This is a genomic window from Planococcus liqunii, assembly GCF_030413595.1.
GTDB classification, from domain to species: domain Bacteria; phylum Bacillota; class Bacilli; order Bacillales_A; family Planococcaceae; genus Planococcus; species Planococcus liqunii.
Window position 1 is genome coordinate 3,204,990 of sequence record NZ_CP129238.1, and the last position, 25,816, is coordinate 3,230,805.

Annotated in this window: 22 protein-coding genes; 8 read left to right on the forward strand and 14 right to left on the reverse strand. The window is 46.8% G+C overall.

The window, feature by feature from the left end; genetic code table 11:
- The first annotated feature begins 95 nt into the window (after nt 1–95).
- Entirely contained in the window at nt 96–1,451 is a 1,356-nt protein-coding gene (locus tag QWY22_RS15855) for a YjiH family protein (RefSeq protein ID WP_300981787.1), read from the forward strand.
- 101 nt (nt 1,452–1,552) lie between these two features.
- Here QWY22_RS15855 and QWY22_RS15860 read toward each other — a convergent pair whose 3' ends face one another.
- Nucleotides 1,553–2,497, reverse strand: a complete 945-nt coding sequence (locus tag QWY22_RS15860) for an L-threonine 3-dehydrogenase (protein WP_300981788.1) — start codon at nt 2,495–2,497, stop codon at nt 1,553–1,555.
- Nucleotides 2,498–2,888: 391 nt separating this feature from the next.
- Between QWY22_RS15860 and QWY22_RS15865 the strand changes: the two genes are divergently transcribed.
- The 4 genes from QWY22_RS15865 (at nt 2,889) to QWY22_RS15880 (ending at nt 6,520) form a co-directional block, all read left to right on the forward strand.
- Entirely contained in the window at nt 2,889–3,716 is an 828-nt protein-coding gene (locus tag QWY22_RS15865) for an amino acid ABC transporter substrate-binding protein (protein ID WP_300981789.1), read from the forward strand.
- The gene (locus QWY22_RS15870; RefSeq protein WP_300981790.1) at nt 3,703–4,404 is read left to right on the forward strand and encodes an amino acid ABC transporter permease; all 702 of its coding nucleotides are present in this window, start codon (nt 3,703–3,705) and stop codon (nt 4,402–4,404) included. The genes QWY22_RS15865 and QWY22_RS15870 overlap by 14 nt, the downstream gene beginning before the upstream one ends.
- A gap of 35 nt (nt 4,405–4,439) precedes the next feature.
- A complete protein-coding gene (locus tag QWY22_RS15875; RefSeq protein ID WP_074511666.1) occupies nt 4,440–5,189 on the forward strand; it encodes an amino acid ABC transporter ATP-binding protein in 750 nt (249 codons plus the stop codon).
- A gap of 155 nt (nt 5,190–5,344) precedes the next feature.
- Nucleotides 5,345–6,520, forward strand: coding sequence for a M20 metallopeptidase family protein (locus tag QWY22_RS15880; protein ID WP_300981791.1), 1,176 nt, complete (start codon nt 5,345–5,347; stop codon nt 6,518–6,520).
- Nucleotides 6,521–6,708: 188 nt separating this feature from the next.
- Here QWY22_RS15880 and QWY22_RS15885 read toward each other — a convergent pair whose 3' ends face one another.
- From QWY22_RS15885 to QWY22_RS15925, 9 genes are all read right to left on the reverse strand, one after another.
- A complete protein-coding gene (locus QWY22_RS15885) occupies nt 6,709–7,899 on the reverse strand; it encodes a glycine C-acetyltransferase (RefSeq protein WP_224076710.1) in 1,191 nt (396 codons plus the stop codon).
- A gap of 93 nt (nt 7,900–7,992) precedes the next feature.
- Nucleotides 7,993–10,095 carry a M6 family metallopeptidase gene (locus tag QWY22_RS15890; protein WP_300981792.1) on the reverse strand — a complete coding sequence of 701 codons (2,103 nt, stop codon included), beginning with the start codon at nt 10,093–10,095 and terminating at the stop codon, nt 7,993–7,995.
- A gap of 217 nt (nt 10,096–10,312) precedes the next feature.
- Complete coding sequence (locus tag QWY22_RS15895; RefSeq protein WP_300981793.1) at nt 10,313–11,446, reverse strand: bifunctional cystathionine gamma-lyase/homocysteine desulfhydrase; 1,134 nt, start codon at nt 11,444–11,446, stop codon at nt 10,313–10,315.
- Between the two features lie 11 nt (nt 11,447–11,457).
- Nucleotides 11,458–12,378 (reverse strand): PLP-dependent cysteine synthase family protein, encoded by a 921-nt coding sequence (locus QWY22_RS15900; RefSeq protein ID WP_300981794.1) that lies wholly within the window; start codon nt 12,376–12,378, stop codon nt 11,458–11,460.
- Between the two features lie 11 nt (nt 12,379–12,389).
- On the reverse strand, nt 12,390–12,863 hold the full coding sequence (locus QWY22_RS15905; RefSeq protein ID WP_300981795.1) for an S-ribosylhomocysteine lyase: 474 nt from the start codon (nt 12,861–12,863) through the stop codon (nt 12,390–12,392).
- 414 nt (nt 12,864–13,277) lie between these two features.
- Entirely contained in the window at nt 13,278–13,928 is a 651-nt protein-coding gene (locus QWY22_RS15910; protein ID WP_300981797.1) for a class I SAM-dependent DNA methyltransferase, read from the reverse strand.
- 102 nt (nt 13,929–14,030) lie between these two features.
- Nucleotides 14,031–14,672, reverse strand: coding sequence for a YczE/YyaS/YitT family protein (locus QWY22_RS15915; RefSeq protein ID WP_300981798.1), 642 nt, complete (start codon nt 14,670–14,672; stop codon nt 14,031–14,033).
- Nucleotides 14,673–14,746: 74 nt separating this feature from the next.
- Nucleotides 14,747–15,232, reverse strand: coding sequence for a Cys-tRNA(Pro) deacylase (gene ybaK / locus QWY22_RS15920; RefSeq protein ID WP_300981800.1), 486 nt, complete (start codon nt 15,230–15,232; stop codon nt 14,747–14,749).
- A 58-nt stretch (nt 15,233–15,290) separates the two neighbouring features.
- Nucleotides 15,291–17,465 (reverse strand): DNA topoisomerase III, encoded by a 2,175-nt coding sequence (locus tag QWY22_RS15925; RefSeq protein WP_300981801.1) that lies wholly within the window; start codon nt 17,463–17,465, stop codon nt 15,291–15,293.
- Between the two features lie 197 nt (nt 17,466–17,662).
- On the opposite strand from QWY22_RS15925, the gene QWY22_RS15930 reads away from it, so the two are divergent.
- Complete coding sequence (locus QWY22_RS15930; RefSeq protein WP_300981803.1) at nt 17,663–18,649, forward strand: nuclease-related domain-containing protein; 987 nt, start codon at nt 17,663–17,665, stop codon at nt 18,647–18,649.
- Between the two features lie 150 nt (nt 18,650–18,799).
- Here the strand turns inward: QWY22_RS15930 and QWY22_RS15935 are convergent, their stop codons facing one another.
- Together QWY22_RS15935 and QWY22_RS15940 are read right to left on the reverse strand one after the other, a co-directional pair.
- Nucleotides 18,800–19,363, reverse strand: a complete 564-nt coding sequence (locus QWY22_RS15935) for an NADPH-dependent FMN reductase (RefSeq protein ID WP_300981805.1) — start codon at nt 19,361–19,363, stop codon at nt 18,800–18,802.
- A 130-nt stretch (nt 19,364–19,493) separates the two neighbouring features.
- Nucleotides 19,494–21,311 (reverse strand): cation:proton antiporter, encoded by a 1,818-nt coding sequence (locus tag QWY22_RS15940; protein WP_300984411.1) that lies wholly within the window; start codon nt 21,309–21,311, stop codon nt 19,494–19,496.
- A 166-nt stretch (nt 21,312–21,477) separates the two neighbouring features.
- Here QWY22_RS15940 and QWY22_RS15945 point away from each other — a divergent pair, with 166 nt between their 5' ends.
- Both QWY22_RS15945 and QWY22_RS15950 read left to right on the forward strand, forming a co-directional pair.
- Complete coding sequence (locus tag QWY22_RS15945; protein WP_051413680.1) at nt 21,478–21,687, forward strand: SE1832 family protein; 210 nt, start codon at nt 21,478–21,480, stop codon at nt 21,685–21,687.
- Nucleotides 21,688–22,091: 404 nt separating this feature from the next.
- On the forward strand, nt 22,092–23,651 hold the full coding sequence (locus tag QWY22_RS15950; protein WP_300981807.1) for an ABC-F family ATP-binding cassette domain-containing protein: 1,560 nt from the start codon (nt 22,092–22,094) through the stop codon (nt 23,649–23,651).
- A 55-nt stretch (nt 23,652–23,706) separates the two neighbouring features.
- On the opposite strand, the gene QWY22_RS15955 is transcribed toward QWY22_RS15950, so the two are convergent.
- Nucleotides 23,707–25,164, reverse strand: coding sequence for a phospholipase D family protein (locus QWY22_RS15955; protein ID WP_300981808.1), 1,458 nt, complete (start codon nt 25,162–25,164; stop codon nt 23,707–23,709).
- Nucleotides 25,165–25,275: 111 nt separating this feature from the next.
- A complete protein-coding gene (locus tag QWY22_RS15960; RefSeq protein ID WP_036803003.1) occupies nt 25,276–25,812 on the reverse strand; it encodes an RNA polymerase sigma factor in 537 nt (178 codons plus the stop codon).
- Between the last annotated feature and the right edge of the window lie 4 nt (nt 25,813–25,816).

A 25,816-nucleotide genomic window follows, 5' to 3' on the forward strand; every position in this document is an offset into this window, starting at 1 on the left:
TATAAACTTTGGTTGTAAGCATTTTCAGGGGAGAAAAATGCTGTATAATTACTATTCATCACGTGTTTTCATGCACAAGGAAAAGGGGTTTATTTGTGAAAAAGTTTACAGTTTCGACCTGGCTATTGTTTTTGATCCCGTCTATTCTGGGCGTGTTTTTATTCATCGTGCCGGTACCAACAGAAGAAGGATGGGTTGTGCCAATCGCTTTGCTAGCGAATTGGGTAGCTGGGTTTATTGAACCTATTGCACCGTGGATTATGTTAGTCATTTTAATAATTGCGGCTGTCGGCTCGCTTGTCGTGATCACCCGCAAAGTGAAAGAAGGACATAAGGTCTCATTTTTCGATAGATTATTCAATGTTAATTTATTCTGGACAATCGTCCGAATCGTTGGCGCCGTTTTTGCAGTCATGGTTTTATTCCAAGTGGGGCCGGAAGCGGTTTGGAGTGCCGATACAGGCGGTCTCCTGCTATCTCCTGACGGATTGCTGTCCTTCCTCTTTACCATTTTCTTATTTGCTGGCTTATTCTTGCCGCTCTTAATGAATTTCGGTCTTTTGGAGTTATTTGGAACGATGATGGTAAAAATCATGCGCCCGCTGTTTCGCTTGCCTGGGCGCTCATCAGTTGATGCGCTTGCGTCATTTGTTGGCGATGGAACAATTGGAGTTCTTTTAACCAACACGCAATATATTCAAAATAAATATACGCAGCGCGAAGCTGCGATAATCGGGACCACTTTTTCGGTTGTTTCGATTACGTTTGCCATTGTTGTTATTCAGCGGGTCGGACTTGGGGAATATTTCCTGCCGTATTACGGAACCGTTATTTTAGCGAGCCTTGTGCTTGCGCTTATCATGCCGCGTATTTTCCCCTTGGCCCAAAAGCCGACAACGTTCATGAACGGCAAGCCGCAGGAATCGATGTCTGAAGAAGTGCCGGAAGGATACAATGTTGTTTCTCACGGCGTTGAAAATGCCTTGTCAAAAGCTGATGAAAACAAATCAGTAGCTGAATTCTTCAAGGACGGCTTTAAAAACGTTTTGGATATGTGGATCGGTGTAGCACCAGTTGTTATGGCGTTCGGTACGATCGCATTAATGCTGGCTACCTATACACCTATTTTTACTATTCTTGGAAAACCATTCGAACCTTATTTAATGTTGCTGGGTATTCCCGAAGCAGCAGAAGCAGCACAGCTGATGGTTGTCGGATTTGCTGATATGTTCTTGCCGGTCATACTTGCTGATGGCATGATCGAATCCGAATTGACACTATTCGTCGTTGCTACGATGTCGGTTACGCAACTCATTTACATGTCAGAAGTCGGCGGCTTGCTGCTCGGCTCGAGAATTCCCGTCAACATCTTAGACCTGATTGTCATTTTCCTGCTTCGCACAATTATCGCTTTGCCGATTGTTGCCGGCATTGGACATCTGTTATTTTAAACCAAGCTGAAAGGCCATTCGCGAAATGCGAATGGCCTTTTTTTCATTGCGTATCCTATCAAAAAAAGGAAACGATGATCACATCGTTTCCCCTTCTTTGATTAAATGGTCACTAATTTTTTTTTTAGTTTTTCCAGCATGTCAGCAGTCATGGAATCGAGGTCGTAGGCAGCTTTAAAGCCCCATTCCTTTTCGGCTGCGGATGCATCAATGCTGTCCGGCCAGCTGTCGGCAATTCCTTGTCTGATCGGGTCTACGTCGTAAGACATTTGAAAGTCCGGAATGTGCTTGCGGATAGAAGCTGCAATTTCATCCGGCTCAAAACTCATGGCCGTTACGTTAAACGCATTGCGGTGCTCCAGTTTTGATGGATCTGCTTCCATCAAGTCAACAATCGACTGAAGCGCATCCGGCATGTACATCATATCCATGTAGGTGCCTTTTGCGATGTACGACGTATAGCTCTTCTGTTCAATCGCTTTGTAATAGATGTCCACTGCATAATCGGTCGTTCCGCCGCCCGGCTGTGCCACATAGGAAATCAACCCCGGGAAACGGACGCCTCGGGTATCCAGGCCGAATTTTTGGAAGTAATAATCGCACAGCAGCTCTCCGGCAACTTTGTTGACGCCGTACATCGTCGTCGGTCGCTGAAGCGTGTCTTGCGGCGTGTTCTTTTTCGGTGTAGAAGGCCCGAATGCCCCGATGGAACTTGGCGTAAAAAATTGCATATCGAGTTCTCTTGAAGCTTCCAGCGCGTTCACCAAGCCGCCCATATTCAAATTCCAGGCAAGCAATGGTTTTTCTTCCGCTGTGGCAGACAATAAAGCTGCCATGTGCATCATCGTGTCGGCTCCGAAATCTTTCGCTAAATCATGCATTCTTTGTGCATCTGTCACATCCAGCAATTCAAACGGCCCCTTCGCATCCTGTGCAGCGCGGATATCGGTAGCCAAGACATTGTCCTGTCCGTAGATATTCCGCAATTTCTCCACCAATTCTGATCCAATTTGTCCTAGTGCCCCTGTAATCATAATACGCTTCATTTTAATAGTCTCCTCTCAACCAAAACAATTGTCCTCTGCAAAAACACAAAATAATTTATAAATTCGTTGTCTTAGTAAGCTTTATCTTGTAGTCATTATAAATTGTTCTCTTTAAAAAAACAATATTTTTCCGATTCTACTCCAAGAAATATGCCAAACTGTTCATTTGTATGGCCAGATTCTTGGTGCTATAATGAGACAGTTCGTGAATAGCTGAGCTTTTGCATTTCTGATGCGCTTTTTTCGCCCCGTAAACCAAGTATTCCGCTGTGTTTTGTTTTCATAGTTTCTATTTATAAAAAAAAGGGTATAAAAAGCGACATGAACTTGTACGCATTAGAACTCCAATAGCTTAACTAATAAAATATATAAGAAATAGAGGGGATTTATGATGAAGAAATTTAGTTTATTGTTAGTGCTCCTGTTTGCTGCAATCATTTTGGCAGCATGCGGAGGCGGCTCGACAGAAGAAGATCCAACAACAGACGACGCAACAGGATCGGGCGGTACAGAAGAAGATGTTTTGGCTAAAGTGAAAGAAGAAGGCAAATTGGTTGTCGGTACGGAAGGAACATATCCTCCTTTCACTTTCCATGACGACTCCGGAAAGTTGACCGGTTTTGATGTTGAAATTGCACAGGAAGTCGGCAAACGCCTTGGCGTTGAAGTTGAATTTTTGGAAACGCAATGGGATGCCATGTTTGCAGGACTGGATTCGGGCCGCTTTGATATGGTAGCCAACCAAGTCGGCATTAACCCTGAACGTGAAGAAAGCTATGAATTTTCGGATCCGTATATTTCTTCTACTGCCGTATTGGTAGTGGCAAAAGGCAATGAAGAAATTAAAAGCTTTGAAGACCTTGAAGGAAAACTCTCTGCCCAGTCCCTAACAAGCAACTATGCTGAAACTGCCCGTTCGTTCGGTGCTGAAATCGAAGGCGTCGAAGGTTTTAACCAAGCCATTGAATTATTGAATTCGGGGCGCGTTGATGCAACTGTAAATGACAATTTAACCGTTCTGGACTTTTTGAAACAGCGTCCGGATGCCAATATTGAAATCGTGGACGAAGCTTCAGATGTTGCGAAAAGTGCATTGTTATTCCGTAAAGGCAGCGGTGCTATTGTTGAAGAAGCAAACACAGCCCTAGCTGAAATGATTGAAGACGGCACATACGACAAAATCTCTGAAAAATGGTTCGGCGAAAATGTACTTGAATAATATTTTCTCTGATCCGGTTAGGCTGGAGCGTCTTTCGGACATTTCCCAATCCGCCTGGCTGCCGTTGCTGGAAGGGCTGGTCCAGTATACGATTCCTTTAACGTTGATCGCTTTTGTACTTGGGCTGATTTTAGCTGTATTAACAGCACTTGCCCGTATTTCTACAGTAAAAATTCTGCAATGGATCGCCCGCGTATACGTTTCGATTATCCGTGGGACGCCGTTGCTTGTTCAGTTATTTATTCTATTTTACGGACTGCCGACAATCGGAGTGGTCATCGATCCATTTCCGGCTGCGATTCTCGGATTTTCATTGAATGTCGGAGCCTATGCTTCCGAAGTGATCCGGGCGTCCATTTTGTCCATCCCGAAAGGCCAATGGGAAGCAGCGGATACAATTGGCATGACATATGTCCAATCCCTTCGCCGCGTCATATTGCCGCAGGCGGCACGTGTGTCCATCCCACCCCTTTCCAATACCTTTATCAGTTTGGTAAAAGATACGTCGCTGGCATCGCTGATTCTCGTGACGGAAATGTTCCGCATCGCTCAGCAGATTGCCGCAACAAACTATGAATTCCTTTTGTTATATGGCCAAGCAGCCTTAATATACTGGGTCGTCTGTTTCTTATTGTCAATCGGCCAAGGCAGACTAGAAAATCGTTTTGACCGTTATGTTTCCCGATAATAAAGGCAAGGTAAGATTGCAGTAAGGAGCGAATTATGATATCCATCAGAAATTTACACAAGAAGTTTGGCGATTTGGAAGTGTTGAAAGGCATTGATGTCGACGTCCAAAAAGGACAAGCGATCGTCGTCATCGGCCCTTCCGGATCCGGCAAAACCACTTTTTTAAGATGTTTGAATATCCTGGAAGTCCCTACTGCCGGATCGGTTACGATTGACGATCAGACTGCTGATTTTTCGAAGCCATTTTCTAAACGCCAGATTACAGCTTTCCGAAAACAATCGGCCATGGTATTCCAGCATTACAATTTGTTCCCTCACATGACGGCGCTTGAAAACGTCATGGAAGGGCCTATCATCGTCCAGAAAAAAGACAAAGCGGCGGCACGCAAAAAAGCGGAAGCAATCTTAACAAAAGTTGGCCTCAGCGACAAGATGGATTATTATCCGTTTCAATTGTCAGGCGGCCAGCAGCAGCGCGTCGGCATTGCCCGGGCGCTCGCTTTGGAACCGAAAGTGATGCTGTTTGATGAGCCAACGTCAGCACTTGATCCTGAATTGGTCGGCGAAGTGCTGCAGGTCATGAAAGACCTTGCTTCTGAAGGCATGACGATGGTCGTCGTCACGCACGAAATGCGCTTCGCTAAAGGTGTTGCCGATGAAGTACTCTTTATGGACGGCGGCAAAATTGTGGAACGCGGAAAACCGGAAGATATTTTCAACAATCCAAAAGAAGAACGCACCCAACAATTTTTGAATTTGATCGAGAAAACAGATGTAATTTAAAGCAGCGCTGCCTTTATTGGGCAGCGTTTTTTAGTTGGCTGATGAATAATTATTCTTCTATCTCTTTTTTTATACCTAATTGATTGCCTTCCTCTTTTTGCAGGCTGTATACTGGTAGCAATGTATTTATTCTAAAAGTAAGGGGAATTAAATCTATGCAACCAGCTGCAATGATCAAAATCGAGTCGCTTTACGAAGAAATGGTGGCCATACGACGCCACCTCCATATGCACCCTGAACTGTCTCATCAGGAAGTCGAGACGCCTGCATTTATTGCGGACCAGCTCGAAGAAATGGGTGTCGAAGTCCGGCGCAATGTAGGCGGACGCGGTGTCGTCGGTACGATCCGCGGCGCCAAACCCGGCAAGACGATCGCTTTTCGCGCGGATTTTGATGCGCTGCCAATCGATGATAAAAAAGATGTAGCTTATAAATCTACAGTGCCCGGAGTGATGCATGCGTGCGGGCATGACGGCCATACCGCAGGCCTGTTGGGCTTTGCCAAAGCGATGGTCGCTATGAAAGACGAACTGCCTGGAACCATTGTGCTGATTCACCAGTTCGGCGAAGAATTGTCTCCCGGCGGCGCACGCGGTATGATCGAAGACGGCTGCCTGGATGGCGTCGACCTCGTTTACGGTGCGCATATCCAAAGCAAGATGGAAAACGGCCGCGTCTTTGTGCGCGACGGCTTTTTGCAGGCCTCTGAAGACGCCCTTAAGATAATCGTCAAAGGATACGGAACGCATGGCGCTGAGCCTCATACAGGCGTTGACCCGATCTTGGCAGCCAGCCATATCATGGTGGCCTTACAGTCCATCGTCAGCCGCAATGCCGACCCGCTCAAGGAACTCGTCGTTTCCATCGGCAAATTTCATGCCGGCGATGCGGACAATGTGATTCCAAGCGAAGCCGTTATGGAAGGCACTATCCGCGTGTTCGATCCGGTGCTCCGCAAGCTTGCCGGAGAGCGCGTAACAGCCATTGCTGAGAACGTGGCACGTGCGATGGGCGCCAGTGCGGAAGTAATCATCGAAACCGGCTATGACGCACTCTGGAACGATCCTGAGGCGATGGACATCGTACGCAGCGCTGCGATTGAAACACTCGGTAAAGAAAATGTCATCGAAACCAGTCCGGTCATGCCAGTTGAGGACTTTGCTTACTATACCCAAGTAAAACCCGGCGCTTACTTTTTTGTCGGGGCGAAAATGAAAGACAATCGCTTGAGCTTCCCGCATCACCACGAAAACTTTGATTTTCATGAAGAAGCGATGCTCGTAGCTGCGAAAGTATTTGCGTCAACTTATTTCAAAGCACAAGCGATGTAAACTAGCTAAAGCGGATGCCTCGTGCATCCGTTTTTTTTGTTAACCGAGCGTATTTTCTCGGTTACTGGTCGTATTTTTCGCGTTACCGGTCGTATTTTAACCTTTACTGGTCGCATTTTTCAGGTTACCGGTCGTATTCTCCGCCAAACCAATAAAAAAACCCGCCGGGATGGCGGGTTTTCGTCTGTTTAATTGATGACGCCGAGTTCTTTTCCGACTCTTGCGTACACTTCGATTGCATTGTCGAGCATTTCTTTTGAATGCGCCGCTGTCGGCATGTTGCGGACACGTCCAGTGCCTTTGGCAACTGTCGGGAAGACGATTGATTTCGCGTAAACGCCTTCTTCAAACAAACGCTTCGAAAATTGCTGTGTCAGTTTTTCATCGCCGATAATGCATGGCGTGATTGGCGTTTCGGAATCGCCGATATTGAATCCAAGCTCTTTCAAGCCTTTTTTCAAATAATCGCCGTTATCCCAAAGCTTGTCATGCAGTTCTGTGGAATCGATGATCATCTGCAAAGCAGAAATGATGGCTGCTACGTCGCCTGGAGTTACCGCAGTCGAGAACAAGAAAGGACGCGAACGGACTCTCAGCCAGTCAATCAGGTTTTGTTTGCCAGCTACATAACCGCCGACAACACCGACTGCTTTCGACAAAGTACCCATTTGCATATCGATTTCTTTTTCAAGGCCGAAATGTTTCACAGTCCCTTTCCCTTTGCCAGTGACGCCCGATCCGTGCGCATCGTCAACATAAGTGATCAAGTCGAATTCTTTTGCGATTTCCACGATTTCCGGAAGTTTGGCAATGTCGCCGTCCATTGAGAACACGCCGTCTGTGATTACCATGACTTTATTGTACAGTCCGGATTCAGTCGCTTCTTTTGCTTTCGCGCGAAGGTCTTCCATATCCGAGTGTTTGAAGGCAATGATTTTCGCTTTTGACAAACGGCAGCCGTCTATGATCGATGCATGGTTCAATTGATCGGACAAAATTGCATCGTTTTTATCCATGACTGCAGAAATGGCGGCCATATTGCAGTTAAAGCCCGACTGGTATGAAATTGCAGCTTCTGTACCTTTGAACTCCGCCAATTTCTCTTCCAGTTTGATGTGCAAATCAAGCGTCCCGTTAATTGAACGAACCGCACCGGCGCCTACGCCGTATGCATCAATAGCGTCTTTGGCTACTTGCTTCAAGTCTTCGTTCGTCGCAAGCCCCAAATAGTTGTTTGAAGACAAATTGATCAATTCTTTGCCGCGCACTTTGATAATCGGGCCATTCGGTCCTTCTACTGTATCGACTTCGTTATATAAGCCCTGTTCTTTCAGTTCGTTCAGGTTTGTTTCTAAAAATGCATCCAATTTTTTTGACAATGTCCTCTTCCTTTCGCAACCAATTTCACTTTCCATCTTATCATAACGCAAATTTTTCCCAAAAGAAAAAGCGGACCGAAGTCCGCTTTCCTTTTATTTATTGCTGCTATTTTTGCCTTTCCCTTTGTTCGGGTTAGCTGTTTTGTATTTTACTTCATAAGTAAATTCTTTCGCTTCCTTTTGTCCTTCTGCTGCTGCGTAGGAAGTGATCATTTTCACATTGCCTTCGCGGAGCACTTGCTGAAGATCCAACGCTTGCTTGTTCGTTACATTGAATGGATCAACATGGAAGACGCGCTGCTGGCCGTTTTTCTTCGTTTGGATGAATGTAGTCGTGAAGTCGACGTATTCACCTTTCAATTGGCCAAGTGACTGGAACGCATCTGTTGAAGTTCCAGCATTCGAGAAGTTGCCCAATTTCACATTTTTCACGAACCAGCCTGCATTATTTGAACCCCAGTCCGTTAAGTTGCGGAATGAAACCAGAACGTCTTTGCCGGCATATGCTGAAAGGTCAAATGTTTCCGTAGTCCAATCGCTATTCGTGCCTGTGAATCCTGGCACATTTTCTTTAATTGTCGGATAGCCTTCTTCCACTACATCGCTGCGTGTGTTTTCATTCTTAAGAGATGTCCATGTTTGGCCGTTATCTGTTGAAACTTGCACCATTCCGAAATCCCACTGCTCTTCAATGTCGTAGAAATGATCAAACGTCAGTTTTGCATCCGTCGCAGGAACTGTTGCGCCGAAGATCAATGCCTGATCCGCTTCGTCTCCATTATTCGCGTGCAATACTTGAGCGCCGGAGCCTTTCGGATCTGCTACTGTTCCCCATTGCAATGGAAGGAAATCAACGCCGTCAAATTCCAATCCGCGGACATCTTTGCCGAAGTTAAATTCTTTAAAGTCGCCGCCCCAAGCCGGAACGCCTTCTTTTTCAAATGTTTTCGCTTTTTCAAAATCGACTGTTTTGCCGCGGACGCCAGCACCAACTGGAAGTTCGCGCAAGTTGATGCTGTCGAAGTTGTAGTCGCTGCTCACTTTGGAATCATCCAACGTCAACGCGGTCATGAAGTCCTGGTAAACTTCCGTGAATGTTTTGTCAGAACCGTATCGCTTCAATGTTTCGTTGACACTTGTCATGCCCTGGGCATCGCCATTTACCGCCAATTCACGGATAAATTCTTGGCCGAATTTATCGTACATATAAAGTGTGAACAAGTAAACTTGGCCATAGTCTGCAATGGTTTCCGGGCCAGTCGCTGCTGTTCCGTGCTCATCCCAGTTGACTAGGGAGTTTTCAGGATGATCCAGGTAGAAGTTGATGGATCCATCGCTATGGCCATAACCGCCAAGGTATTCAGAGAATGTGGACATCCCTTCGTTCAACCATGTTTCTTCCGCGCCGTCATTGTCCGCGTGGATCAAATGCTGCAATTCATGGATAGTCGTTCCAAAGAACGTGCTTTCCAGACGAGTTTCCCATGAGTTGGTATCGATTGTAATAATGTTGCGGTCTGTGTAGTTTTCAAGCGTCTGCCAGAAGAAGCCGGCTACAAAGAATGGATATGAAGGATTGTTCCAGCCTTCATCCTGTACGTTGTCGACAAGCATGATCACTTTGTCGGAGCCTTCGTAATAATTCTCAGGAAGTCCTACCATTCCTGGAAGAGGTGATTTTGAACCATCTAAACTATCCGGTGTTCCGAAGAAGTCAGTCGCTTTCGGATAGATATTGCTGTCGAACTCATCACGCAATTTATCAACTTGCGCTTGCGTTACTACATCAGCCGGTTTTGGATTGTTCGGTCCGTATGCCAAATCTTTGGCTACCCAGATTTCAACATTGTCGCCAATGCTGCGAAGCGTAAATTCTTTGAACGCAAGGTTGCGGTCAAGGAAAAGCTTTGTTCCATGGTCTTCTGTGAACGTGCTGTCATCTTTCGAATCGGTTGCTGCTGCATTCACTTCATCTGCTTGTGCTTTAATCTTTTTATCTGCTTCCTTTTGGAATTCAGGATCTAGTGTTAACTTGTTTAATTGCTGATCTATGTCAATTTTGTTATCGTATTTTGCCGTGTTCCAGTTGGATGCGGATGGAACCGGTTCTACAGGTGCCGCCGCTGCTGCCGGTACCAATAAGGACAATGTTAGTGCACTAGCTGAAAGGACCGAAGCCCATTTACTCATTTTCATGTTGTTTGCCTCCTATGAATTGTCAGAATCTTATCACTAAATAAGATATTAACATGTTTGACAATTCAGAAGAATATGCCGATTGTTATATTTCGAAAATCGAAATATAAGGAAATGTTATCTACAAAAATATCCAATTAATAAAATTATTTGATATTAATAATAAAATACCGTTTTGAAGAAAGAAAAAAACCGCCAAAAAGGCGGTTTTTTAAACTTATTTCAATGCATTGGTTAAGTCTTCAATCAAGTCTTCTACATCTTCAATCCCAACAGAAATACGTACCAAGCCTTCCAGAATGCCAAGCTCACCGCGGCGTTCGACTGGAATCGACGCATGCGTCATTTGTGCCGGAACGGAAATCAGGCTTTCTACAGCGCCTAAGCTTTCAGCAAGCGTGAAGTATTTCAGTTTCGCCAATAATTCATCCGCTTTTTCTTTGCTGCCCACATCAAATGAAATCATGGCACCAAAACCGGCTGCCTGTTTTTTCATTAATTCGTGGCCGGTATGTGTAGGCAGGCCTGGATAGATTACGGCATTTACTGCTTCATGCTGATCCAGGAATTCGGCGATTTTCTGAGCGTTCGAAACCGCTTCTTCCATGCGGATGCCAAGCGTTTTCAAACCGCGGATCAATAGCCATGAATCCTGCGGCCCTAAGATGGCCCCAACAGAGTTCTGAACAAAATGAAGGTCCTGTGCCAATTCGGCTGAATTGACAACAACGAGTCCGGCTACAACATCACTGTGCCCGCCGATGTATTTCGTCGCGCTATGCAGGACGATATCTGCGCCGAGTTTGATCGGGCTTTGCAAATAAGGCGTCATGAACGTGTTGTCGACAATCGTCAGCATATTCTTCGATTTCGCAAAAGCTGAAACTTGTTCGATATCCGTTACTTTCAATAAAGGATTTGTCGGTGTTTCAATGAAAATCGCTTTTGTGTTTTCTTTGACTGCTGCTTTTACTGCCTCTAAGTCGCCTGTATCCACAAACGTGAATTCGAGGCCGAAGCGGTTTAGGACTTTATTGACTACACGGTATGTACCGCCGTAAACGTCGTCCGTCAAAATGATATGGTCGCCCGCTGAAAACAGCATCATCACCGAAGAAATAGCTGCCATCCCTGAACCGAATGCAAAGCCGGCATGGCCGTATTCTACGTCTGCAATCAATTCTTCCAGTGCGTGGCGCGTCGGGTTCCCGGTGCGGGAGTATTCATAGCCTTTGAACTTGCCGACTGCTTCCTGCTTGTACGTACTTACTTGATAAATCGGTGTGGAGACTGCTCCAGTCGCTTCGTCTCCAAAAATTCCGCCATGAATTAATCTTGTTTTTGGTTTCATGAATGATCCTCCTAAAATGTTCTTCCGTAAATGTTCTGGCTCATATAACGTTCGCTCGAATCAGCAAAAACGGTCACGATATGGCTTCCGGGCTTTGCCGTTTCCGCTTCTCTCATTGCGGCTACAAATGCAGCACCCGATGAACTGCCAACAAGCAATCCTTCTTTTCTCGCCAACTCTCCAACTGCTGCAAACGCTTCTTTATCTAAAATCGTATGGATGGAATTGAAATGCGTTTGGTCCATGTAATCCGGCAAAAACTCCATGCCGATGCCTTCGGTCAAATGCGGCCCTGATTCGCCGCCGTTGATGGTTGAGCCTTCCGGTTCCACAATAACGGTTTTAATCGCTTCGTTTTTGGCTTTCAGAAATTTGGATGTTCCGGCAAACGTGCCGCCGGACCCTGCTCCTGCCACAAAGACATCGATATTGCCATCAAGCGCTTCCCACAGTTCCGGGCCAAGCGTGCGGACATACGTATCCGGATTCGCCGGATTGGAAAATTGCGACGGTGAAAAGGCATTTTGCTGCTCGGCCAGTTCATTGGCTTTCGCAATGGCGCCTTTCATGCCCAGTTCAGTTGGTGTATTGATCACTTCAGCGCCAAGCGCGCGCATTAAGGATTGTTTTTCCTGGCTGAATTTTTCCGGTACCACAAACTTCACCTGGTAGCCTTTGCCGATTGCTGCAAGCGCCAAGCCGATGCCGGTATTGCCGGCCGTCGGTTCGATCATCGTCCCGCCCGGTTTCAAGACTCCCCGGCGTTCCGCATCCTCAATCAAAGAAACACCCAGGCGGTCTTTCACGCTGCCGCCTGGATTGAAAAATTCTAATTTAGCAAAGATGCGGCAATTGTTCGGAATATCGACATGCGTCAATTCCAATAAAGGTGTATTGCCAATCAACTGTTGGATTTCGGTTGCAAATTTCATGCCCATTCTCCTTAAACAGTTTCTTCGGCAAATACTTGGCGCCACTCATCTTTTTTCGCCAGCATTTCACGCGCCAATTCTTTTGCGCCTTCTAAGCTATGGCTGGCTGCCCAGCCGCATTGCACTTCGTTGCAAGCCGGCACTTCGTCCGCTGCAATCACATCGTTCAACGTGTTTTCCAAAATGCGCAAAATGTCTTCAAAATCATCGTGGTTGATGACGGACAAGTAATACCCTGTCTGGCAACCCATTGGCCCGATATCAACGATTTGGTCTGAATGGTTGCGGCTGTGTTCCGCCATCATGTGCTCAAGCGAGTGCAGCGCCGGCATATCCATATGCTCTTTGTTCGGCTGTTTGAAACGGATATCGTATTTGCGGATCGTGTCGCCGTTAGATCCTGTTTTTTCCCCAGCTAAACGTACATATGGTGCTACCACTTTCGTATGGTCCAGGTTGAAGCTTTCTACATTCATTTTTTTCATGAATCTCGACTCCTTATAAGTTGATTTTTATGTTCCAAAAGTAGCCGGCTTAGCGGCCGCTTTCGCTTTTCTAGTGTCCAGACTCCATCGGCCAGATTCTCGGGACATAAGCCAACTTGGCTGTGCGGCAAAGAGCGCCGCTTCGCCAATCTGGCTTATGCCTTTCGAATCTTAACGGCCGCTTCCGCTTTTCTAGTGTCCAGTTTCGGCACCTAGCTCCTGGAGTCGCTTCAGACCGTCCCGCGATGGCAAAAAGCGCCATCACCGGCCAGTCTTCCAGCGCTTTTCGGAGCTGGACAGGCGCCTCAACCTTTCTTTGTCTAGGCTCCACCGGCCAGATTCTCGGGACATAAGCCAACTCGGCTGTGCGGCAAAGAGCGCCGCTTCGCCAATCTGGCTTATGCCTGCCGAATCTTAACGGCCGCTTTCGCTTTTCTTAGTCGCGTCTATTAACCAAACATACCCGTTCAGTTGGGTGAACTCAACTGAAAAGCCTGCTGCCTCGATTAATTCTTTCATGGCCGGCAATGTGGTGTAGTATTCCCGGTTCAAATCTTCCACCAGGTTAACATATCCGCGCGATGCTTCAAAATCCACTTTCTGCTGTTTGGCTTGGAGTGACTCGAATACCGTATCAGCGAATACCACTTTCCCGCCGGTTGGCAGTTTTTCCGCGTACAAACGGAAAGCTTGGGCTTTTTCTTCATCTGTTAAATGGTGGAAAGCATAGGTGCTGACAAAGGTCTTCGCTTCAATTTTATCATCAAATTGAAGAAAATCCCCGTCTACTAATGTTAAATCCGGCAATTTTTCTGACGTTACTTCACGCATGGCTTCGTTCGGCTCGATGCCTGTCACTTGAAGTCCGCGTGACAGCAATTTCTCCGTTAGATTGCCTGTGCCAACTCCAAATTCAACTACCGGACTGACGGCTAAATCAGCTACCGCTTGCAATATTTCATCGTATTTCACGAAAACATCTTCGTATTCTTTATCTTTTCCATATACTGAATCGTCGTATGTGTGAACCCAATCATCAAATATTTCTACGAATTCGCGTCCCATTCTAGTTGCCCCTTTGAATGCTTATTTTATAAAACCAATAGCCTTACTAGGTTTTATTTATACCATATTTAAGAAGGCGTTTCAACTTTCTGAAACGCCTCCTTAAATTTTTAGAACGGGCGGGATATTGTCTTTTTTATCAATGATTTTCTTAAGCAGCCGTTCAAATTGAGGCAATGAAACTTGAACGATTCTGCCAGTCAGCAAAGCGACTGCGACTGTGCCAATGCCGACCGGTCCACCGAGCAGCCAGCCGATAAAGGCGACCGTAATTTCAATTCCTGCCCGGACGATGGTTATGCTGAAACCGGTCTTTTCGACGAGGATCAGCATCAAGCTGTCACGCGGGCCAGCGCCAATCCTTGGAGATACATAAAGGCCGACGCCATAACCGGATATGGTAATGCCGACAAGGAAAATCAGAACTTGGCCAATCAGCGTTTCAATGTCCGGAATCATCCAGTTGAAAATGTCGATGAAAATCCCCACCAGCAGCATATTCAGGAATGTACCGATCTGAGGGAGTTTCCGGGTAAACAGCATCGTCGAGACGATTACTGCCAAACCCACGATAATGGCCCATGTGCCGATTGTCAGGCCAAAGTTTTTATAGAGGCCAACATTCAATACATCCCAGGGGCTGATTCCAAGCTTATCTGCTTTGATGATCATCGTAAATCCTAAAGCCAAAACAATCAGGCCGCTAATAAAAAACAGCCAGCGGTAAAAAAATGCACGCCCCATTGCCATCCTTCTTTCTGTTATGTACTAATAAAAAGCCATCCATTCCCAAATGAACGGATGGCTTTTATTCCTGCTTATTCAACTATAATAGCGGCATAGCGTCCACGGACCACTTCTACCAAGTCAGCAGGCGACAGTTTAAGCTGCATGCCGATTTTTCCCGCGGAGACGATGATGTCTCCCAAGCCTTGCGCTTGTTCAGCAACAAACGTTGGAAATAACTTCTTCATCCCCAGCGGCGAACAGCCGCCGCGGATATAGCCGGTCAATGCCAAAATGTCTTTTACCGGCACCATTTCAATCTTTTTTTCACCGGCCGCTTTTGCAGCAGCTTTTAAATCAAGTTCGTCTGCCACCGGAATCACAAAGACGTAATTCTGTTTTGAACTGCCGGCAGCCACCAAGGTTTTGTAGACGGTTTCCGGCGGATAGCCGATTTTAGCCGCCACTGAAATGCCGTCAATTTTGCCGTCTTCCGGGTCATATTGCAGTACTTCGTGCGTTATTTTCTCTTTATCGAGTATACGTGCTGCATTGGTTTTCGCAATTTTTTTCGCCATGGGCTACACCTCTGTCTCATCTGCATGCCATTAGCATAGCACCATTTTCAGAATCTTTCTATTCGTTCTGCCCCAATAATTTCTTTAATGCATCGGCCATTGCTGTATTCACCGGTGCCTCGTCCTGCTGCTTCAAGTATTTATTGACATCTTTTTTGTTCGCCTTCGATTGGCTGGCGTTGCGGCGCTTTTCAAAAGCTGACAGCTTCTCGCGATGGCCGCATTGGCAAGCGAACATTTTGCCTTCCCCTTCGCCGCGCATTTCCATGCGCTTGTGGCAGACCGGGCAGCGGGCATTTGTCTGAACCGCCACTTGTTTTTTATAGCCGCATTCGCGGTCCTGACAGACGTACATCTTCCCGCGTTTGCCGTTGACTTCCAGAAGCGGTTTGCCGCAATCCGGGCACGTTTTGCCGGTGATGTTGTCGTGCTTGAATTTCTTGTCGCTTTTCTTGATATCCGAAACCGATTTCTGGGCGAACGCAATCATCTCTTTCATGAACTGCTCTTTTTTCATCTGCCCTTTGGCGATTTTATTAAGCTGCTGCTCCCAGTCGGCTGTCAGTTTCGGCGATTTCAAATCTTCCGGCACGAGTTCAAGCAATTGGCGGCCTTTTGATGTAATCGTCAAGTCCTTGCCTTTTTTCTCAATCAGGAAGGTGTTGAATAATTTGTCGATGACGTCGGCGCGCGTCGCCACGGTGCCAAGTCCTCCGGTTTCACCTAAGGTCTGGATCAATTCTTTCGATTCGCCTGCCATAAACTGCGCCGGGTTTTCCATTGCACCGAGAAGGGTTCCTTCATTGAAGAATGCCGGCGGCTTCGTTTTGCCGTCTGTCAGCGCGATGCCTTTGATATGGAGCTTCTGCCCTTTTTCAAACGGCGGCAATGTCGTATCGCCATCTTCTTCTTCGTCATTGTAGACGCGTTTCCAGCCATCGTTGCGGATCGTATTGCCTTTGGTCTGGAAGGTTTCTCCGCCCGCTGTGATTTTCACCATTGTCTGGTCGTATTCATACATCGGGTAAAATACCGCGAGGAAGCGTTTGACGATCATGTCGTATAATTTATGCTCTTTGTCCGACAAATTATGGAGCTGCGGCGTTTCTTCCGTCGGGATGATCGCATGGTGATCGCTTACTTTATTGTCATCGATCGTCCCTTTTTGCGGAGCGACCGGCGTTTTCAGAATCGTCGCTGCAAGCGCGCGGTAAGGCCCGACCTGCACCGCTTTAATGCGGTCTTTCAGCGTATCTTTCATGTCGGACGTCAAATGCTTCGAATCGGTCCGCGGATATGTGACAATCTTATAGCGCTCGTACAAACCCTGCAGCGTGTTGAGCGTTTCTTTCGCCGACCAGCTGTAGCGCTTGTAGGCTTCTTTTTGAAGTTCCGTCAAGTCGAATAAAGGCGGCGCCGGCTGTTTTTTGGGTGTAACTTTCACGTCGGTGATGGTGCCTTCATGCGTGTTGTTCAGCTTGCTGAACAACTTGTCGATCTTTTCTTTGTCAAACGACTGCGTCGAATTGCCGTCGGTCCAAGTGAATGCAGCCTGGTCCGTAATCGCCTGCATGCCGTAATACGGCTTCGGCTGGAAATTGCGGATCTGCTGTTCGCGTTCGGCAATCATCGCAAGCGTCGGCGTCTGCACGCGCCCGGTCGACAATTGCGCATTGTATTTCACCGTCAATGCACGCGTCGCATTGATGCCGACGACCCAGTCCGCTTCCGCACGGGCAACCGCTGCCTGGAATAAATTCTCGTAGGCTTTGCCGTCTTTCAGGTTATTGAAGCCGTCTTTAATCGCTTTGTCGGTGACAGACGAAATCCACAAACGCTTGATCGGCTTACGCGTTTTCGTTTTTTCCAAGATCCAGCGCGCGACAAGTTCCCCTTCGCGTCCAGCATCGGTTGCAATGATGACTTCATTGACGTCGCCTCTCGCTAATTGCGCTTTTACGGCATTGTATTGTTTCATCGACTGTTTGATTGGCACGAGCTTGAACGGTTCCGGAATGATTGGCAGATTCTCCATTTTCCATTCCTTGAAGTCGTTGTCGTATTGTTCCGGCTGCGCTTGCGTCACCAAATGGCCCAGCGCCCATGTGACGATATACTGTTTGCCTTCCAAAAATCCGTTGCCTTTTTGTGAACACCCGAGTACGCGTGCAATATCGCGCGCCACGGACGGTTTTTCTGCGAGTACTACTGATTTCAATTTATTCACCCTCATTTCGTATAGCGTATATTATAACATCTTCCGGTTTGGCTGGCTTTTCGTGGGGGTTGGAAAGTATTTGGTGGCAAAAAGAAAGTATTTCGCTGCTAAACGAAAGTAAAGTCTTTTAATAGAAAATAATTTCTAAAATGCCTTGCTGACACGTTTCGGTTAAGCTATATTCAGCTTATAACGTCAAAGGAGTTGATTTATTGATTCTCAAAAAACGCAGCGAACCACCCGAAATTTTTCAACTCGAAAGTTTGTTGCAAAGAATACCCTTTAACCACTCCCAATTCCCCCATTGGACAGAAAAGCTTCGTCGAATTACTGCCGGTTTTCACGGTGAACAACGAGTTGATTCCTTTTGGCAAGAAATCACCCTTCCCATCCCCCATTATCTTATCCATGATTTATTTATTAAAAAAAAGCACTCCACTCATCAAATGGATACCATACTTGTGACCAGCCGCTTTATTTTAGTTCTTGAAATCAAAAGTATTTCTGGGCTACTTCATTTCGACCAGCAAACGCGGCAATTCTCCCGAACCAATAAAGACGGCAGCATCGACGGCATGCGAAATCCCGATGACCAAGTACGGCGCCACGAGAAATGGCTAGAACAATTTTTAACCGAGCGGAAATTAGATCTGCCGGTCATCGGGGCCATTGTCTTTGCCTATCCTTCTGCGGTTATCCAATCGAAAGCCGGCAATCGCATTGTGATTCAATCATCGGGATTGCCCCATTTGCTGGACGAGCTGCTAGCATCCTACCAGCAGGATATACTTTCCAAAGCCTTGACCAAGAAACTAGCAGTCCAGCTTTTAAAACTTCATTCGATAAAACAATTGCCAGAACTAATATTGCCGCCAGACTATTTTAGAGGAGTTTTTTGTCCTAAATGCCAGAAGGGACAACTGCATTACTACTGGAGAAAATGGGCATGTAAAAGTTGTTCTTTTTCTGACCCTGCTGCTTACCTCACAGCAATTGAACAATATCGTGTTTTATGCGGTCCTACTATTACTAACCGACAATTTCGAGATTTTATTGATTTAAAAGATCCCGCAGTTACTTCGAAATTGTTGAAAGATGCCAAAATGCCGTTTGAAGGCAGTTATAAAGATCGCGTTTATCTTATTCCAGGAAAAAATAGAGGTACAGAAAGTAATTCAATAGATTTTGAAAGTATATAACTAGTTTAGAAAGTATTCTGAGCCAAATAGAAAGTATTGAAGAGAAACCAGAAAGTAAATCCTTTTAATAGAAACAATAATAAGAAAACTTGATTTTATTTCCAGATAGAAACTAAAAAAACCTCCCGCGGGAGGTTTTTCTTCTGCTATTTAAGGATTATCAATCGTTTCCTTCGATAAATTCTGGCTCATTTCAGCGTATTGGACGAAAACGCGCGCCAATTCGCGCAGGCGGTCGTGGACGTCTTCGTTGATGATGGTGTTCGTATCATCGAAATGGCTCGTGTGCGTGTAGACGTAGTTCGGTGTCACCAGGCAGCGGAAGTAGTCGAGAATCGGCTTCAGCTGGTTTTCGATGACGAGATGGTGCTGATAAGTGCCGCCGTTTGCGACGATTGATACTGGTTTGTAGCGCATCGTGCGCGGGTGCAGCATATCAAACGTGTTTTTTAGGACGCCCGGAATCGAGCCTTGGAAAATCGGTGTGGCGATGATGTAGCCATCCGCGTTTTCAAAGCGATGGACGATTTCCTGCATGTCTTTGTTGTATTCGCCGAGCGGGCGGCCGTCGACAAACTGGTGCTCGTAATCAGCCAGGCTTAACATTACAAGCTCCATATCCGGATTAAAATCTTTGATATAGGTTTGCACCTGTTCCAAAATGGCTCCTGTTTTTCTTCCAATAATTGTGCCGTCCACTAATAAAATCTTCATAAGACGAATCCTCCTCAAATGCGTATCTGCTTGGCTATAAAGCGAACAACTCATAGCCTTGTTGTCTTTATCATAGCAAACCAGGCTGCTAAATACGCATCGATACGCTTATTCGGGAAAGATTTCATTCTTAAGGCTGAATTCCGGATTTCATCCGGCTCGTTTCCAATTTCTCCTGAATCCGGATTTCCTGATGGGCCGGCGGGGAAAAACTGACGATGGTGTCACCTATTTTCGGCTCTACCGCCATGCCCGTGGCAAAGAATTCGATTTTCCCTTGCGCCCGCTCCACGAATAAAGGAATCGTGCCGTCCACGGATCTCTCCCGAAAATCCGTATATGTGTATTGTTCGGTCAATTGCGTTTTCCGCATGGCGTACCCTTCTTCAGCTTTTGCTTCAAGTGCATGGATATTCCATTCCGCCCCGAACAAAGTTCTGCCGCTGAGCGAGGAATGGAAATCCTTTGGATCGCTTTGATGAATCGCGGTCTGGAACAAGTGCGTCCGCCCGAGTTCCGGCACGAAATTATTGATTACCAACGAATTGTACGAGTCCGTATCGGTGGCGACAATCATCGTTTCATACGGTGTCAAATCAATCTCGTACTTGGTATGTTCCGACAGGATTTCGCCGGCAAAGCTCGGCACCCCTGCCTGGCGCGCGAGCTGCAGATTGCCCCAAGCCGAGTCCATGATCAACACGTTTTTATTCATGCTTTGAAGCATTCTTCCAAGCCGGACCGCAAACCGGCTGCTGCCGACAATTAAAATGCCGGGTTCCACGGAGGAGGTAAGGCCTAATTTTTTGCCGAGCCAGCTGATGGAAAAGCCATGCGCTATGACGGTTGAAAAGACTAAAGCAAAAGTCAGCGCCGTTAACAGCTCCGCATCTTCAAAGCCTGCGTCAAGAAGCGTAGTGGCGAAATAACCGGACACAGTCAATGCGACGATTCCGCGCGGCGCGATCCAGCCGATCAAGGTCTTTTCCTGAACTGTCAAATCGGTGCCGATCGTCGAAAGCCATATCGACAGTGGCCGGACCACAAAGAGCATCGCCAGGACAAAGGCGATGATGCGCACATTAAAGATTTCAATCAGCACATCCAAACTGAGCGAGGCGGTCAGCATGACGAAAATGCTGGAAATCAGGAGGACAGAAATATTTTCTTTAAAATGGCGCATTTCGTTGATGGACGTAATGTTCATATTGGCCATCATGATGCCCATTGCCGTAACGGCCAGCAAGCCGGTTTCATGCATCACCATATCTGAGATGGTGAACACCAATAGCACAAAGGCAAACACCATTGGCGATTTAAGGTATTCGGGAATCTGCCCTTTTTCGAACATCCGCCCCATTCCCCATCCGGCGCCCATTCCGAGCAGCACTGCAAACAGCGCCGCTAAAAAGAACAAGCCGAATGCCGCCGCTGATTCTTCGCCCATGGCGAACAGCACAAATTGAAAAGCGAATAAGGCCAGCAAAGCGCCGAACGGATCGACCACGATGCCTTCCCATTTTAAAATGGCCGCAGGGCGGGCTTTCAGTTTTGCCTGCCGCAATAAAGGCAGAATCACCGTCGGTCCGGTCACAATAAACAAACCGCCGATGACGAACGAAACCGCAATGGACAATCCTGCCAGATAATGGGCAGCAAGCGACCCGGCAATCCAGGCGATGAAAGCGCCGAATGTGACAATCCGCAAAACCGGCTTGCTGAAGCTTTTGATTTCCTTAAAGTTTAAATTCAAGCTTCCTTCAAATAAAATAATCGCTACCGCTAAGGAAATCAGCGGGCTGAATAAGTCGCCAAAACTTTCTGATGGCGAAATGACGCCGAGCAGCGGACCGACAAGAAGGCCCGCAATCGACATGAGGACAATCGCCGGCAACTGCAAGCGCCACGCAATCCATTGTGACAAGACGCCGAGGAACAGCACCAGCATGACATCAAATAATAAAGAATCGATAACAGTGACCCTCCTTTTCACAACTTTTGGTGAATTTTTTTCTATGTCCCAGACTCATTTGACCATTATAGAGGGTTTGCCGGTGATATGAAAAGCGAGAACTGAGCCGCCAGGGATTTAAAAAATCGGTTTTTATGTTACAATGGAAAAAAATCTAAGGGTGAATCTAGTGAACAGACAGGAAATTGAATTTGAAATTGCTGATTTGAAGAGTGACTATATACGCCACCAAGGCGATATCGAGAAACTCGAAACAACTGGACATGCACGGATGGTAGAACAAGCGGAAGAGCGCTTGGAGAAAATGGAACAACGCCTTGCGGAATTGAACAAGAAACTCGCGGAACTGTAGCCCGCGAATTTTTTTTTGCGCATCCCCTTTTTCTCTTATCCCTCAAAGACCCCAATTAGTTTGCACTGTCTGGATTCTAGTACTTGCCGGAGCTGAACAGGCGCTTCCGCTTTTCTTGATGTCCAGCTGCAGCGCCTAGCTCCTCGGGTCGTAAGCCACTTTGGCTGTGCGGCTGGAAATACGCCGCTTTGCCAAATCGTCTTACGCCGGTCGGAGCTAAACAGGCGCTTCCGCTTTTCTTGATGTCTAGCTGTAGCGCCTAGCTCCTCGGGTCGTAAGCCACTTTGGCTGTGCGGCTGGAAATACGCCGCTTTGCCAAATCGTCTTACGCCGGTCGGAGCTGAACAGGCGCTTCCGCTTTTCTATGGCACTTATACTTTTTAAAATATGGAGGAATACTATAAATGAGTTTATTAACAGTAGAGAATTTAAGCCACACGTTCGGCGACCGCACGCTTTTCAATGATGTGTCGTTCCGTTTGGTTGAAGGCGAACACGTCGGCCTTGTCGGAGCAAATGGCGTCGGCAAATCCACATTGATGAACATTTTGACTGGGAAAATCATGTACGATTCAGGCCGTGTGGAATGGCAGCCGAAAACCCATTACGGGTATTTGGATCAGCATACGCAATTGACGCCTGGACGGACGATCCGCGAAACGCTTCAGGACGCATTTCTTCCGCTTTATAAGAAAGAGGAAGAATTGAACAACATCGCCATGAAAATGGGCGACGCGGATGCCAATTTGGAAGAATTATTAGAAGAAATGGCTGAAGTGCAAGACGCACTCGATGCCGGCGACTTTTACACGCTTGATGTGAAAATTGAAGAAATTGCCCGCGGCCTCGGCCTTGATGCAATCGGGCTTGAACGCCCGGTTGAAGCCTTGTCCGGTGGACAGCGGACGAAACTGCTTCTGGCGAAATTGCTTTTGGAAAAACCGAAAGTCCTTTTGCTCGATGAGCCGACCAACTATCTGGATGAAGAGCATATTCAGTGGCTCGTCAACTATTTGAAAAACTATCCGCATGCGTTCCTGTTGATTTCGCATGATACGGAATTTATGAGCAGCGTAACAGGCGTTATTTTCCACTTGGAATTTTCCCGTCTGTCCCGCTATACTGCAACTTACGAAAAATTCATCGAGCTTGCAGAATTGGCGAAAAAGCAGCATTTAGACGCTTACGAACGCCAAGCCGACATGATCAAGAAAACCGAAACTTTCATTGCGAAAAACAAAGCACGGGCATCTACAACAGGACGCGCAAAATCGCGCCAGAAGCAATTGGACCGTATGGACCGCATTGAAAAACCGGAAATCGCAGCTAAACCGCAGTTTTCCTTCAAAGAAACGCGCAGCCCGAGCCGTTATGTAGTGGAAGCAGAAGCTTTAACGATTGGCTATGACAAGCCGCTTCTTCCGCCGCTGACGTTCATGATTGAACGCGGCGAAAAAATTGCGCTGGTTGGCATGAACGGCGTCGGGAAATCGACTTTGCTGAAAACCATGCTTGGCAAGATCAAACCGTTGGACGGCGATGTGTTGCGCGGCGAATATTTGACTCCGAGCTATTTTGAGCAGGAAGTCAAAGCGCCTGCCCACACACCGCTTGATGAAATCTGGGCTGCTTATCCGAGCCTGGATCAAGGCCAGGTTCGCGGCGCCCTTGCCCGGACAGGACTGAAAAACGAACACATCTCCCGTTCAATGACGCAATTAAGCGGTGGCGAACAAGCCAAAGTCCGTTTATGCAAATTGATGATGGAAGAAAGCAACTGGCTCATTTTTGATGAGCCGACCAACCACTTGGACATTGACGCGAAAGCAGAATTAAAACGTGCGATGCAAGCCTACAAAGGCACCATCGTCCTTGTCAGCCACGAACCTGAATTCTACGAAGGCTTGGCGACAAAAGTCTGGAATGTTGAAGAATGGATCAACGCCGGCAAACAATCAATATAAGAAAACACGAAACGGCCTCTCCTTTTTACAGGAGAGGCCGTTTTTTATTGCCCTATTAATAAGTTGTCAGTTTCAGGATTTTCTGTACGCCGTAAACGCCGCGCTGCCAGAAGGAAAAGCCGTCTTGGTATTCTTCTACGTCCAAAGTATACAAGGCGTCTTCGTTATTCCACAGGCGATTGAAATAAGCGTCCATATCTTTCGACAGTTCACTATCGTGCGGCGCGAGAATCCGGATATCATTTTCCAGATTGTAATTATCCAGTGTGCGTTCCGTGTAATTCGCCGATCCGCCCATAATAATCCGCTCTTTTTTGGTATTGATCATGATGGATTTTGTGTGGAATTGGCTTTTTGTGGTGTTGTACCAGCGGACTTTCAGATTCTCGTTCGCTTCTTCATACATTTCATTGACCACCGGGCGGTTCGGCAGCCCGGTCTTTTCTGTGCCGAAGGCGTTTTCGTTCGGATCCAGAATCATCCGTACATCCACTCCGCGGTTAGCCGCTTCTTTCAATGCATCCACAACTTCGCTTTCCGCAATATAAAACATTGCGAGCCAGATACTGTCGCCTTTTTGCGCTTTTTCGATGTCTTTCAGCAGCGCATCGAATATTTGCCGTTCGGTCAGGTATTGCGCAGCATATTCCCCCTGCTGTTCTGTTGCTTCCACTCGCGGCAGCTCTGCAGGTCCGCCTGAAAATTTGGCAACGGCTTCTTCTGCTTCCAGCATGTCGTTGATGATGGGTCCGCTGACCTTGAATGCCATATTGCCATGAAACCCGCTTGCATTATGCGGATTGGCCGAACTGATGATGGCTTCTTTTTCCGTAATCAAGGCTTTTCGGTGATTGGCTTTGATATTCATCATTTCCATATACGAAGCAACCGATAATTTAGGAGCATCGCTCGACATGCCATTGGGCACCCAGCCACGGCTGTCGACATCAAACCACTGGAAAATCACTCGGTAAAATCCCGAATACAGCGGAGTGGAATCCCGCAGCGCATCCAAATCGGTGTACACCACTTCCACGCCTGCCTCTTCCAGCGTGGCGAGCAGCTGGCTTTCATACGAGCCATAACCGTTATTCAACGGATCCGTTATAAAATAGATCGGCATGTCCGGATTTTCTTGTTTTTTCTTCAATAAATGATCCGTCAGCATTTCTGAGACGGCCGGAAAATCAATTTTCTGGTCATTGTAATTATCAAATAAGAAAAAATCCACGACGATAAACTCTTCCGCTTCTTCAATCGCTGCATTAATCTCATCAAAAATCTCCAGTTCGTGTTCCAGTCCTGCCCCTTTCTTATCTTGGGCATATGAGAGGTCGTAGAGCATCTCTATATTTTCCAGTTGGTGCATCTCCCCTGCAAACGAAACGCCCGGCGGCAAAGGCTTAAAAGTATGCCACACAATAACCGCTATATACAGCAAAGCGAGGATGCCGGCCGTTCCCCTTACAATTCTCTTTCGCTTGCTCCAGCCTTGAAATCTCTTTCTTATCATGAACACTTCCCCCTCGTTTTCATTATAACAAGAAGGAATAGAAAGAATTTCTTTTTTTATTGGAATAAAAAACCAGCCGAACGCTCAGCTGGTGGGGTAGATTTTATGAAATTAAGCGATTTGAACATATTCGCGTGTGCGGGCATCTTCAAGCAGCATGTCTTTTAAGCGTTGCTTGCCCCGGAACAAACGGGATTTCACGGTGCCGATCGATACTTTCATCGCTTCCGCAATTTCAATCAACGACAACTGGTGAACGTAGAAATAAAGAATCGTCGTACGGTAAATCGAATCCAGCTCCGAAATTTTGTGGCGGATCATCACCGAAACGTCCTGCTGCTCCAAAATTTCAGATACCCCGGCTTCGTCAGAAGGGATCAAATCAAGAAGGGATACATCCAAGCCTTCCGGCTGGTAAGCTACATGCTTGCTGCGGCGTACATTTTTGCGGTAGCGGTCACGGAAAGTGTTCATACAGATTGTCGTCAACCATGCTTTCAAATGATCCACTTCCTGAATCGACGACTCATAACGCACAACTTTCAGCCAAACTTCCTGCATCAAGTCCTCCGCTTCAGCTTTATTGCGGGTCAATTTCAAACATAGATGATAAATATAGCGGTTGTATTCTGCATATAAACTTTCCATGATC

Bases quoted from the DNA above. Each gene is read 5' to 3' on its own strand.
- QWY22_RS15860 (WP_300981788.1), bottom strand. From the start codon at position 2,497: ATGAAGCGTATTATGATTACAGGGGCACTAGGACAAATTGGATCAGAA.
- QWY22_RS15950 (WP_300981807.1), top strand. From the start codon at position 22,092: ATGAGTTTATTAACAGTAGAGAATTTAAGCCACACGTTCGGCGACCGC.
- QWY22_RS15910 (WP_300981797.1), bottom strand. From the start codon at position 13,928: ATGGGACGCGAATTCGTAGAAATATTTGATGATTGGGTTCACACATAC.
- QWY22_RS15890 (WP_300981792.1), bottom strand. From the start codon at position 10,095: ATGAAAATGAGTAAATGGGCTTCGGTCCTTTCAGCTAGTGCACTAACA.
- ybaK (WP_300981800.1), bottom strand. From the start codon at position 15,232: ATGGCGAAAAAAATTGCGAAAACCAATGCAGCACGTATACTCGATAAA.
- QWY22_RS15905 (WP_300981795.1), bottom strand. From the start codon at position 12,863: ATGAAAAAAATGAATGTAGAAAGCTTCAACCTGGACCATACGAAAGTG.
- QWY22_RS15875 (WP_074511666.1), top strand. From the start codon at position 4,440: ATGATATCCATCAGAAATTTACACAAGAAGTTTGGCGATTTGGAAGTG.
- QWY22_RS15960 (WP_036803003.1), bottom strand. From the start codon at position 25,812: ATGGAAAGTTTATATGCAGAATACAACCGCTATATTTATCATCTATGT.
- QWY22_RS15870 (WP_300981790.1), top strand. From the start codon at position 3,703: ATGTACTTGAATAATATTTTCTCTGATCCGGTTAGGCTGGAGCGTCTT.
- QWY22_RS15880 (WP_300981791.1), top strand. From the start codon at position 5,345: ATGCAACCAGCTGCAATGATCAAAATCGAGTCGCTTTACGAAGAAATG.
- QWY22_RS15915 (WP_300981798.1), bottom strand. From the start codon at position 14,672: ATGGGGCGTGCATTTTTTTACCGCTGGCTGTTTTTTATTAGCGGCCTG.
- QWY22_RS15955 (WP_300981808.1), bottom strand. From the start codon at position 25,164: ATGATAAGAAAGAGATTTCAAGGCTGGAGCAAGCGAAAGAGAATTGTA.
- QWY22_RS15900 (WP_300981794.1), bottom strand. From the start codon at position 12,378: ATGAAATTTGCAACCGAAATCCAACAGTTGATTGGCAATACACCTTTA.
- QWY22_RS15865 (WP_300981789.1), top strand. From the start codon at position 2,889: ATGAAGAAATTTAGTTTATTGTTAGTGCTCCTGTTTGCTGCAATCATT.
- QWY22_RS15935 (WP_300981805.1), bottom strand. From the start codon at position 19,363: ATGAAGATTTTATTAGTGGACGGCACAATTATTGGAAGAAAAACAGGA.
- QWY22_RS15945 (WP_051413680.1), top strand. From the start codon at position 21,478: ATGGAAAAAAATCTAAGGGTGAATCTAGTGAACAGACAGGAAATTGAA.
- QWY22_RS15940 (WP_300984411.1), bottom strand. From the start codon at position 21,311: ATGCTGGTGCTGTTCCTCGGCGTCTTGTCACAATGGATTGCGTGGCGC.
- QWY22_RS15895 (WP_300981793.1), bottom strand. From the start codon at position 11,446: ATGAAACCAAAAACAAGATTAATTCATGGCGGAATTTTTGGAGACGAA.
- QWY22_RS15925 (WP_300981801.1), bottom strand. From the start codon at position 17,465: ATGAGGGTGAATAAATTGAAATCAGTAGTACTCGCAGAAAAACCGTCC.